The 12,261-nt window shown below is 37.0% G+C and carries 6 protein-coding genes; 4 read left to right on the top strand and 2 right to left on the bottom strand.

Features of this window, described 5'->3' with window-relative positions:
* Nucleotide 1: 1 nt before the first annotated feature.
* From AC4G3O_RS17735 to ald, 3 genes are all read left to right on the top strand, one after another.
* Nucleotides 2-1,000 carry an inorganic phosphate transporter gene (locus tag AC4G3O_RS17735; RefSeq protein WP_148631166.1) on the top strand — a complete coding sequence of 333 codons (999 nt, stop codon included), beginning with the start codon at nt 2-4 and terminating at the stop codon, nt 998-1,000.
* A gap of 149 nt (nt 1,001-1,149) precedes the next feature.
* Nucleotides 1,150-2,385 carry a PucR family transcriptional regulator gene (locus tag AC4G3O_RS17730; protein WP_490558904.1) on the top strand — a complete coding sequence of 412 codons (1,236 nt, stop codon included), beginning with the start codon at nt 1,150-1,152 and terminating at the stop codon, nt 2,383-2,385.
* A gap of 149 nt (nt 2,386-2,534) precedes the next feature.
* Complete coding sequence (ald, locus tag AC4G3O_RS17725; RefSeq protein WP_491136519.1) at nt 2,535-3,674, top strand: alanine dehydrogenase; 1,140 nt, start codon at nt 2,535-2,537, stop codon at nt 3,672-3,674.
* 57 nt (nt 3,675-3,731) lie between these two features.
* On the opposite strand, the gene arcA is transcribed toward ald, so the two are convergent.
* On the bottom strand, nt 3,732-4,964 hold the full coding sequence (gene arcA / locus AC4G3O_RS17720) for an arginine deiminase (protein WP_066102748.1): 1,233 nt from the start codon (nt 4,962-4,964) through the stop codon (nt 3,732-3,734).
* A 417-nt stretch (nt 4,965-5,381) separates the two neighbouring features.
* Between arcA and AC4G3O_RS17715 the strand changes: the two genes are divergently transcribed.
* Nucleotides 5,382-6,761: a peptide MFS transporter gene (locus AC4G3O_RS17715; protein ID WP_077247996.1), complete on the top strand. Its 1,380-nt coding sequence runs from the start codon at nt 5,382-5,384 to the stop codon at nt 6,759-6,761.
* Nucleotides 6,762-6,951: 190 nt separating this feature from the next.
* Here the strand turns inward: AC4G3O_RS17715 and AC4G3O_RS17710 are convergent, their stop codons facing one another.
* Complete coding sequence (locus tag AC4G3O_RS17710) at nt 6,952-11,730, bottom strand: S8 family peptidase (RefSeq protein WP_491136518.1); 4,779 nt, start codon at nt 11,728-11,730, stop codon at nt 6,952-6,954.
* Between the last annotated feature and the right edge of the window lie 531 nt (nt 11,731-12,261).

The following is a 12,261-nucleotide window of genomic DNA, read 5'->3' as shown; positions in this document are numbered from 1 at the left end:
TATGGATACATTACTTTTAATTACAGTATTGATTGTAATATTGGCCTTATCCTTTGATTTCATCAATGGGTTTCATGACACAGCCAATGCAATCGCAACAGCTGTGTCAACAAAAGCATTAAAACCTAGACATGCCATTTTAATGGCAGCCATTATGAACTTTGTCGGAGCCATGACTTTTACTGGTGTGGCAAAAACAATCACAAAGGATATTGTTGACCCGTTTACACTGGAAAATGGTTCAATTGTTATTATGGCAGCTTTAATCTCAGCGATTGCCTGGAATTTAATCACTTGGTATTACGGTATTCCGAGTAGTTCATCACATGCCATTATCGGTTCTATTGCCGGGGCTGCAATTGCAGCAGCTGGATTTGGTGCGATACACTTCGACGGATTCCTAAAAATTATCTATGCTTTATTATTCTCGCCAGTTATTGCCTTTGTTGCTGGTTATATTGTTTACAGTATCTTTAAAGTAATTTTTAAAAATAATAATTTAACAAAGACCAATAAGAATTTCCGTTTCATTCAAATTGGTACTGCTGCTTTGCAGGCATACTCTCACGGAACAAATGATGCCCAAAAGGCAATGGGGATTATCACCCTTGCTTTAATCTCAAATGGCTTTACGTCATCTACTGACATTCCTTTATGGGTACAGATATCCTGTGCTGCCGCAATGGGGCTTGGAACGTCTATAGGCGGTTGGAGAATTATTAAAACAGTCGGCGGAAACATTATGAAGATTCGTCCTGTTAACGGTGTAGCAGCTGACATAACCTCTGCAGCTATTATCTTTGGAGCTACCTTTATTCATCTTCCTGTAAGTACCACTCATGTTATTTCATCATCTATTATGGGTGTAGGTGCTTCCCACCGTGTAAAAGGTGTTAAATGGAGTACAGCCAAGAAAATGGTCATAACCTGGGTTATTACGATGCCTATTTCGGCAGCATTAGCTGGTTTGATTTATCTTAGTTTAAATTTCTTTTTTTAAATAGAAATTTATTAATATAGAAAGAGATTGGAGAGTATTACGTTCGTAATCCCCTCCAATCTTTTTTTTGTTTTGTATTGAATCATCATATCATATGAATATTTCTTGTATAATGGAAGCAACAACCATTTTCGGTAAGGAGTCTTTCAATGGAGAATCAGTACTATTCCAAGGATTTTTTTAAAGGATTATATGGTAGCCTGCATGAATTTGCTGATCGAATCAGTTCTTTAATCAACTATCCAATCACCATTGAGGATGCCAATCATCGATTGCTGGCATATAGTGCTCATACCAATGTTACCGATCAAGCCCGTATTCTAACCATTATGGGCAGACGTGTACCTGAAAAAGTAATTAATGCTCTGTGGAAAAAAGGAATAATTCCCTTCCTACTTCAAAATGATCAGCCTATTATTGTTGACCCCCTTGATGATGTGGGACTTGGTAAAAGAATTGCTGTTTCAATACGTAAAAATGATGAGATTCTGGGGTTTATTTGGGCTCTTGAATCGGATACTGCCATCACGGATGAAAAACTATCCATACTGGCATTTGCAGCAAAGGAAGCAAAAAATCAGCTCTTACTTCTTCAGTCGCGCTTAAAAAGTCAGGAAGACAACTATCAGGAATTCTTTTGGAAACTTTTAACCGGACATTATCCTACTGAAAAGGAAATACTCGCAGATTTGGTTAAATTCCCATTTACATTATCGAAACATTATACGATTCTTGTATTTGAGTTCACATCCTCTATTGATATTGACTTGGATAAACAAATCGTCTATTTAATCAGTACAACACAAAAAGTATCTATTATCTTTCATACGATAGATCAAAATAAACTTATTCTTTTACTGAATACCAGTAAGAATCAATCTAAGGATTTGATATCATTCTTTATTCGATCCTTTAAGGCTGATATGAAGGAACGTTTTAACGTTACCATTTGTTCGGAAGGCTGCGGAAATGTATATTCTGACTATATTGATACCAGTAAGAGCTATTTAGAAGCTCTTGAGGTTATTAGTTTAAAAAAAAGATATACAGCTGAATTAACTAATGTTCAATGGTACGATGAACTTGGTCTTTATCAATACCTCCATATAATCAGTGAAAAACGAAGCAGCCAACCAAAACAACTCCCTACCGGTCTGAATATCCTAAAAAAATATGATGAACAACATCAAACACAGCTATATGAAACGTTAGAAATCTATTTAACAAATAATTCTAATCCTGCTTTTACTGCCAACACTCTGCATATACACCCTAATACTCTTTCTTACCGTTTAAAAAGAATAACAGAGATCAGCCAATATGATTTAAAGGATCATAAAATAACCTCTCATCTCTTAATCGAAATGAAATTATCTAAATATTAATCATATATATAAGTTCATAACCAAAAATTTTTTGAACGTTTTGTGAATTATCACAAAACGTTATTTTTAAATTTTCTGTTTTTAACATACTATTCAGATAAAATACGGATTATAATAATTGTACATTAGATAAGACTGGAGGATAAAACATGCTGATAGGAATCCCAAAAGAAATTAAAAACAACGAAAATCGTGTTGCCATAACTCCAGCAGGCGTTTTGACTTTGGTATCTGCCGGACATAAAGTCATGATTGAATCCTCAGCTGGAATGGGCAGTGGCTTTACAGATTCAGATTATGAGTCTGCAGGAGCTATAATATACCCAACAGCAGCAGAGGTTTGGACAAAAGCAGACATGATTATGAAAGTTAAAGAACCACTACCTGAGGAATACACTTATTTTCGTCCTGGTTTGATTTTATTCACTTACCTTCACTTAGCTGCTTGTCCAGAATTAACAAAAGCATTAGTTGATTCTGAGGTTTTTTCCATCGCTTATGAAACAGTTTCATCTGGAAAATCATTACCTTTATTAACTCCAATGAGTGAGGTAGCCGGCAGGATGGCTGTTCAGCTCGGTGCGCAATATTTAGAAAAGCCAGAGGGCGGCAAAGGAATCTTATTAGGCGGTGTTCCAGGGGTTAAAAGAGGAAAAGTAACCATTATTGGCGGTGGTGTAGTTGGTACGAATGCTGCCAAAATTGCCATCGGCTTAGGAGCAGAAGTTACCATTATCGATTTAAGCCCTGATCGTTTAAGGGAGCTTGATGATATTTTCGGCAACCAAATGACTACCATTATCTCTAATCCATTTAATATTGCTGATGCTGTTGCTGAATCTGATTTGGTAATTGGTGCTGTTCTTATACCAGGTGCTAAGGCGCCAAAGCTTGTGACAGATTCAATGGTACAAGCTATGACTCCTGGTTCAGTGATTATAGACGTGGCAATCGATCAAGGCGGCATTTTTGAAACAGTCGACCATATTACCACACATGATTGTCCAACATATACAAAACATGGCGTGATTCATTATGCCGTAGCCAATATACCAGGTGCAGTACCAAGAACCTCTACGATAGCTTTAACAAATGTAACTATTCCATATGCCCTTGAGATTGCAAATAAAGGAGCAATCCAAGCTATTACGGATAATGCTGGCTTAGCTAAGGGGGTTAACACGCTTAACGGTTATGTTACCTATGAAGCGGTAGCCACAGATCTTGGATACACTTATAAGGCGATTAAAGATGCTATGAATCTGACAGCCGAAGAAAGCCTCAACTAAGAAACTGGATAATAAAAAACAGATGTAACGGTTTTAACCGTTACATCTGTTTTTTTGTTAGGTTCGTAAAAGGGGCATACTCATACAACGAGGACCTCCCCTGCCACGTGACAGCTCTGAACTTGGGATTTCGATAACTTCCACTCCAAAATCTTGAAGTAGCTTATTTGTTACTTGATTGCGATCATACGTAATTACAACTCCCGGCGCTATTGCCAGTGTATTGGATCCATCATTCCATTGTTCTCTCGGTGAAACGATATCATCTCCCCCACCACATGGAATTAAGGCCAGTTCCGATAAGTTCAATACTTCCTTCAAGGTATCTACTAAATTATATCTTCTTGATATTTGGATACCAGACTCATTTACCAGCTCCAAAATGAAGATATTCATCTGCCCATTTGTCCCTTCAATTTCCGGATGAATAGTGAACTTATCATAATCAACCATAGTAAACACTGTATCTAAATGCATAAATGCACGTTTTTTTGGAATCTCAACAGCCAGTACTTTTTTATAGGTCATAGAACTACTAAGCAGATTAAAGGCCATCCTTTCAATTGCCCGTGCTGATGTGCGCTCACTTACACCAATGGCCACAACCTCATCACTTAATACTAGAATGTCCCCTCCTTCAATTGCAAAAGGCTCGGAACGATCGGACCAGTGTTTATAATCCTGTTTTTGATAATCAGGATGATGTTTCATAATAAATTCCCAAAATAGAGATTCCCTTTTCCTGGCCGCTGTAGACATTTTATGAATGGTCATTCCATCCCCTATGATTGCTGCAGGGTCTCTTGTAAAGTACAGATTTGGAAGGGGATCAATATAAAAAGGATAATAGGTTGATAGAAAATCATCCAGATGAACTTTTTTACGATCATCCAGTTCTTTTTTTAATACACCCTCCATTAATTTTCTGACTAACTCTGTATCTGTTAAGGATTCAAGGTATTCTTTAACCATTTCATAGCTTCCAACAAGATGATGTTTACTTTCGCGTAAAAAAGTATCTATTAACTGCAACTTGATTTCTGGAGAAGTAAATGACTCTTTAACCAAACTTTCCAAATAGATGACCTCAACATTTCGTTTTTCCAGCTCAGTTGCAAATTGATCATGCTCCAATTGCATCCTGGGAAGGAAGGGAATATCATCAAATAGCAATCTCTCCATATTTGAAGGAATTACATGCTCAATTTCTTTACCCGGCCTATGTAATAGTACTTTTTTAAGTTGGCCTATTTCAGATGAAATATGTAATTTGTTTTCTGTTTTAAACACTCCACCAATCCCCTTTGAAATACCATATTATATTTTATCTAGATATTTCCCCTTTTATAGGAAAACGTAATCCTATTACACCAAATTATTTATATCACACATCCATTTCCCTAATAATACTTTATTTGTAAATTTATTTCCAATAGTTTTATTTTCCTGAATCCGATTAAACACTTTTTTAATATAGTTATTTATGTTAATATAGATTTACAAACCAATGTATTTATATACAAAAAAGTTATTCTCATATTCATATCTTCAGCTTACTATGTGTAAAAACATTATTTAAAAATTAATAATTATTGAATATTTATGAATCTTTTTACTTCGCTAAAGCGTTAAAAAAACTATTGTTATTTAGTTAAAATTTTTTTAAAATAATGTTTATGCGAAATGAAATAAGGAGAGGAAATAAAGATGTCAGTTAACACTCAAGCTCAGGAGCTTGGCAAGAAAAAGCATCCTCCTGGATTATATCTTTTATTCCTAACAGAAATGTGGGAAAGATTTAGTTATTACGGCATGCGTGCCATTTTAATCCTCTATTTAACTACTGAATTAGTCAGTGGCGGATTAGGTATTGATAATAAAACAGCTCTCAGTATCTATGGATTCTACACTGGTGCTGTTTACTTCACGCCGCTTGTCGGTGGATGGTTAGCAGACCGCTATTTAGGTCACCGTCTGTCCATCACGATTGGTGGGGTCTTGATGGCTTTAGGTAATATCGCGTTGTTCGCCCATCAAAGCCAAACATTCTTATACATTGGCTTAGCTCTATTAATCGCTGGTAATGGTTTCTTCAAACCAAATATTTCCACATTGCTTGGCCAATTATATGAAGGCAATGAATCTCGCCGTGACGCAGGTTATACAATTTTCTATATGGGTATAAATGTTGGTGCTTTCTTTGCTCCATTAGTCATCGGTTTTGTTTCGGAAGACTTATTTACTAAGACAATTGACGGTGTTATGACCTATGGCTACAAATATGGTTTCTTAATTTCAGCAATTGGTATGATCATTGGTCAATTACTATTTAACTTATTGGCTAACAAATATTTAGGTGATGCTGGTAAACGCCCAGCAGTTTCTGCAACAAAAGAATCTAAAGAAAAATCCAATGCTCCATTAACACGCAGTGAGAAACAACGTACATGGGTAATCATTATCATTACTTGCTTTGTTGTTTTCTTCTGGGCTGGTTTTGAACAAGCTGGAAGTTCGTTAACTCTATATACAAAAGACTTTGTAGATCGTGAAGTATTCGGTTGGACAGTGCCAGTATCCTGGTTCCAATCACTTAACCCATTATTCATCGTACTCTTGGCACCAATTGTATCTGCATTATGGGTTAAACTTGCAAGTTCCAAACGTGGTGACATCCCAGTTCCAACTAAAATGGCAATGGGTATGATTACGCTAGGTTTAGGTTATATCGTATTGTTATTTGCAATTTTCAAAACAGGTAATGATGCTGCAAGCATTCAACAAAAAGCAAGTATCATGTTCATCGTGGTAACATACTTCCTTCATACAATGGGTGAATTGTTCTTATCTCCAGTAGGACTTTCCCTTGTAAGTAGAATTGCTCCAGTTAAATTAGCGTCCTTGCTAATGGGTGTATGGTTAGCTTCTTCTGGTGTCGCTAACATTATTGCTGGACAATTAGCTGCTGTAACACAATCACTTGGATATTTTGAAGTATTCGCCCTTATCGGCGGTGTAGCAATTTTCTTCGGTCTAATTCTTTTAGCACTATCCAAGAAACTTGTTGCAATGATGGAAATAAAATAATTAACTTATAAAAAAGACTGACGCAAGGCACGATTTTCATCTGCCATAACGTCAGTCTTTTTTATTATATCAAACCTATACTCTCCATCTCTTTTTTAAAGAAACTTCTCTTTACATGAAATTCAGCCTTTTGTTTCAAACAAAAATGTTAAAACTGACCTAAGATCAATCGCTTCCTTCAATATACTCTTTATGAACGTTTATTATGAAAAGGTTTTTTGTTTGTGCTTATTTTGAATTGTCCACCCTGTTTTACTTTTAGCACGATGCCTTCATCGGTCACAATGTGAGGAACCACTTCAATTCCTTTTCGTCCTTCACGTAAAATGACTATTTTCTCAAGAGGAGCGGAAAGCTCTTCTTTAGGCAGACTAATGAATACATAGTTCGAGAAGTGAATGCTCTTACCATTTGTAGAAGCTCCAAAGATCAGTCGGTTTTTTTTCAATGAAAGACTCATTGTTAAAGTATTTGCATATTTTTCTTTAAACTCACTTGTATCAACCTGAATCTTTACACCGGTATTTGTGACTAATGTTACCTTTCCCACATCCGATGCCTTGATTGTATTCAACTGCTCTTCTGTAAAAGTAAACGAGAAACCATACTTCTTCTTAGTCATAGTGGCTGTTAAATCTTCACTTGACCAGTTCCCGTTTGGTTTAGTGGTTGGAGGATATTTTTTCTTTGTAACCTTAAATAATCCCTCCTTCTCACTTGATGTTATTGGTCCCATGGGGCTTGCTGCCATCGCTAATTCAGCTCGATATCTGCCTGTATTCAATGATAATGGTAAGTCTTCAACAGATTGATAGAAATCCAGATTGGATTGTTCCACTACTATTTCACCTTTTTTATTATATATACGCAGTAATGGTTTTACACTTTCCGAACTGGCTTCAGTTACACCACTATGAGTTATCTGGTATTTCCCACTGTCTGTTGTCCCCACTTTTTCGACGATTTGCCCATTCGCCAAACGTTCATAAACAATCTCCTGATTTTCCGCGATGCTATAATCAGACGTCTTATTCACAATTACCGAACTAATGGTATTTCCATATTCATCTTGAATGGATGTATCGGCAGATAAAGGTTCACCTTGCTTCAGTTTGTTATCCTTTAAAGCAATGGAAGCCTTGAATTGGCCGCCTACCTTCCAGTTTACCTTTTCATCAGCGCTGAATGTTTGTGTACCTTTATATAAGAAGTAATTCCAGATATAATCAGTTGATTCTGGATCTCCATAACCAAGCTGTACCTGCAAGTCCATTTCCATATCAGCTGGCACATAGAATTTATGGCCAACTCGCAATGTTTTTGTAAATGCCGAGCTATATTGATTGTATGGATACAATATAGCTCCACGAACATCTTTGAAGTCTTCAGTATTTGCATCGATTTTAATTTCCGCTAATTCTTCCGTATTGAAGATAACTTGATTTTCATCGTCAGCTTTGATTTCTACATCGTTTTCTAAGAAATAATAGTTTGATTTTTCACCATCCGCATTTGGCAGGGTAACATAGCTGCCTTCGATGACAAATGAACCTGGCTCTAAGTAAACCGCTTCTTTTTTGTAACTTTGCAAGTTATTTGCTGTCGGATATACGGTTACGCCATTGACTTCAACAGGCTTTTTGATCATCCAAAGCTTCGAAGAAACATTATCCAGTTTTTCACTGCCCTCCATTGCAGAGATGGAGACTTTTTGCATATTGTCAGGGATGGTTATCGGATCAGAAAGTTCCTCAAGATCAGTAAATTGACGGAACAAATACGCAAACTCACCAGTCGATGTTGTGTACCGGATGATTGCTACGTTTCCATTTTCCTCTTCACTCAATTCAAGATTTGAAGGAACGGATAATACCTTCGTTGTAGAATCTGAATTCCGCCCAAATGCCTGTACCCACTGATATTCGCCATGTTCGTCTTTTTCCACTCGATTGATTGTCACGTATGTTGCTTTATTTTGATCTTGATCATCTTTTAATGTTACATTGACACCTGAATCTTGCATGTCGATGGTCATTGCCTTATTCAAACCATTCGGTGCAAGCGGGCTTGAATCCAATGTTAATGAAAGCTCATACTCACCGTTTGTCACTTTTGAACTATTCGGTACCCAGAAGGAATAAAAATAATAACTACGATTAGCTGGGTTTGTAGGGTTTTTCGTATAACTATTTAACATGATTTCGCCATCCGAAACCCTCTTTACTTGATAAACTGGATAAAGGTCACCAAAGTTTATAGCAGCTACGGTATTTTCCTCATCCATAATGACCGTTTCGCCAGTTTCAACATTCTTCTTGTACAATGCGTTTGTTGGGTCTACCGAACCACGGTACATCCCGACTAACATATTTCCGTATTCATCAGAGAATACTTGCTTAGTATAAATCGCACCATCTAACTTATAAGCCGTATATGGACTTGTACGCTCAATATATGTCAATCCGCGTTGTGCATAATACCGTTTTAATGACTCTTGATCCGGTAGGAATTCACTGATTTCAAGCGATCCACCAGCTTTAATGGATGTTTTTCCGCCTTTTTCAACCACAGCGGTTTGGTCATCATTCGTTAAAACATAAATCCAATTTTCACCGCCATCAGGATCTTTGACCTCTGCATCGACAATATAATCATATTCACCAGCTGTTACGAAAAATTTTTGGCCTGTTAATACTTCAGATGTACCAAAAATTTCAGACACATCTTCGTTATCCAAGTAAAGTACTGCATTTACAAGCTTTCCGTCTGAATTATCGATAGCGATTTCACCGGTTTCACGACTATCAAAGACCAATGACGATGTTTTACTCGTAATCGAAGTATCAGAGTTTGTTAAAAAGTACGTGTCTCCATCTTGTTTATAATAAGAGTAAAGACTGTATGCACCTTTATCCAAATACACAACAGGGGACTTTGTTGCATTTTCTTCATTGATTGCTGTATCGGCAGTAATATCCAATCCTTCTTCATCTTTCATCTTAATGAAGTATTGTGCCTCTTCAACGTTTTCACCATTTACACCAAGTGTTCTCAATGATACCGCTTGCGTTTTATCACTGGACAATTCCACTGTGCCGCTGCTGTTTACTTCACGTGAATACATGAACCATGCATTACCCTCTTCGGAATCAAATTTTCCTTGAACGACAACTGTAAGTTTTTTTAAATCTGTACCGACATGACTAGGTACACGAACAACTCCCTCAGAGTCTGTTGCACCGGACCAAAGTGATGAATAAGAATACTCGCCATCCTTCGCTTTCACTTTTTCGTACAACTGAACGGCCGCGCCTTTCGCGACAGTATCATTCGGTGTTTTCACACTGAACATATAACCGGATTGCGCTTCGTTAAGAACCTTTACAGAACGCTCAGCTTGAGTAATCTTATTTCCATTCTCATCATATGTAACAGCTATGATTTTATGTTCACCATCGGCAACCTGCGTTGTATCCCATTCTACAGAAACAGTAGTTGAGTCTGTATCGGAGACAGTGCCGATCAAGTTAGTTTCATCCGTTGTATCGATATAAAACCTTGTACTTACAACGTCTGTTACATTATTTAATTCTGCTTGAATAGCTGTTTTACCAATAACAATTGCATTCGCTTTTGGCAAGGTAAAGGATAAGGGAGAGATCGTTACATCATCAGATAAAGCAGCTAGTGCATCGACTTTTCCATAGCCTGTTTTTTCATCAAATCCTTCCACATTCATATCAACGGCTGTCGTTGTTAAAGCTTCTTCTACTGCCGTTGCAGTGGCTTCTGGATTTTCCAATTTATATAGTGCCGCTACTGCTGCTACATGCGGCGCTGCATAAGAAGTACCGGTACCTGTTTTGTAATAACCATTTTCATCGCCTAAATCCCCTGAAATCGATGTACTCAAAACACTTACACCAGGAGCCACAAGATCCAATGTACTACCATAGTTAGAACCCGCATACACTTGGTCTTTGGCGGCAATGGCACCAACTGAAATAACGTTCGGTAATGCTGCAGGATACGAAACATCTGCATTTCCGCCTCCGTTACCTGAAGCAGCTACAACAACAATTCCCGCTTCATGGGCTTGCTGTATAGCTTTATCGACCGATTCGCTATATTCTCCGCTAAAACTTAAGTTGATGACGTCTACCTTTTTCTCTATTGCATACTGGATTCCTCTCGCAATATTATAAGCATCACCAACACCCGATTTACTCATGACTTTAACCGGTAAAATTTTAACGTTGTTGTTGCCTGCTGCCCCAGCAATCCCCTTCTCATTATTGGAATTTGCTGCAACAATGCCGGAAACAAAGGTTCCATGGCCATTATCGTCCCCTGCGAATGTTTCTTCATATCCATCAACGAAAGTGGCAGCTTCTTCCGACACACGGCCTTCCAAGTCTTCATGAGAGCTTTGGACACCTGTATCCAAGACAGCCACTACTACGTCATCTCTATCTGTGTTCTCTACTGCTTCCCAAGCTTTTGGAGCATTGATTGCTTCTAAGTTCCACTGACTGTCAAAGTATGTATCATTAACTGTACCCTCAATTGAATAAATTGTGTTTTTTTCAACAAATTCCACATTATCCATTTCTTCTAGCTTTTCGATCGAAGTTTCAACATTTTCTTCCGACACTTTATAAAGAGCCATTTCATCCGTAGTCTCTACCACTTCTCCACCCAATTGTTCAACTTTCTCCACGGATTTGGCAGAACTTTTTTCATCTTTATATTTCACGATTATTTGTTCTTCACTAGCTTTCCCACCATAAGATACATTCGTTGCTGTATTCCCCTCTGATTCTATCAATTGGCCATTGTTGGCAGTGCCGATAGCAGGCACCTCAACTTGGGTCTTTTGCACTGTTTTAGCTGAAACTGTCCCAAGCGGCATAGCAAATGTGAACGCCACTGTAGCTGCTGTTAATCCTTTGAATAACTTTTTCCCCATCTTTAAACTCCTCTTTTCGTGTAAATAGATCTTAAGTCACAAAATTTTAAGTATTTTCAGAAAATTTTTCTTGAAACTAGATATCTTCCTCCTTTTACTTCTTCGATCTTACTCCCTAAAATTCCTAATCAACCTGATGACATGTACATCACTCAATACATAAATAACCATATATCAGTCATTTGCGGTTTAAATATTAGCAATACTGAGAATCATTGTCAATGATAATGATTCTCATTTCGATAATTTTCTAATATATTTTTTAATGACGTTTGTCGAAAATATTTTTATGACATGTATAAAGTCCTATTTTTAAACTTTGAATTGACAATTGATAATGATTATCAATATCATATAGTTTGTATACTAGCAGATAATGACAATCATCCTTATTCTCCTACTTATCTATCACATTTAATTTTTGAATAGATAAAAAAGTATTATTAATAATTCGGTCTAATCAATCTAATATGTATATCAATTATTCATTACTTCAAAAATTGGCTGGGTAGGACACTAAGAAGGATTTTA

This window comes from Bacillus sp. z14 (2026) (assembly GCF_058313575.1).
The sequence above is the reverse complement of the archived record's forward strand: the minus strand, read 5'-3'. Positions and strand labels throughout refer to the sequence as shown.

Coding starts and splice junctions, on each gene's coding strand:
- AC4G3O_RS17735 (WP_148631166.1), top strand. CDS start 2: ATGGATACATTACTTTTAATTACAGTATTGATTGTAATATTGGCCTTA.
- AC4G3O_RS17730 (WP_490558904.1), top strand. CDS start 1,150: ATGGAGAATCAGTACTATTCCAAGGATTTTTTTAAAGGATTATATGGT.
- ald (WP_491136519.1), top strand. CDS start 2,535: ATGCTGATAGGAATCCCAAAAGAAATTAAAAACAACGAAAATCGTGTT.
- AC4G3O_RS17715 (WP_077247996.1), top strand. CDS start 5,382: ATGTCAGTTAACACTCAAGCTCAGGAGCTTGGCAAGAAAAAGCATCCT.
- AC4G3O_RS17710 (WP_491136518.1), bottom strand. CDS start 11,730: ATGGGGAAAAAGTTATTCAAAGGATTAACAGCAGCTACAGTGGCGTTC.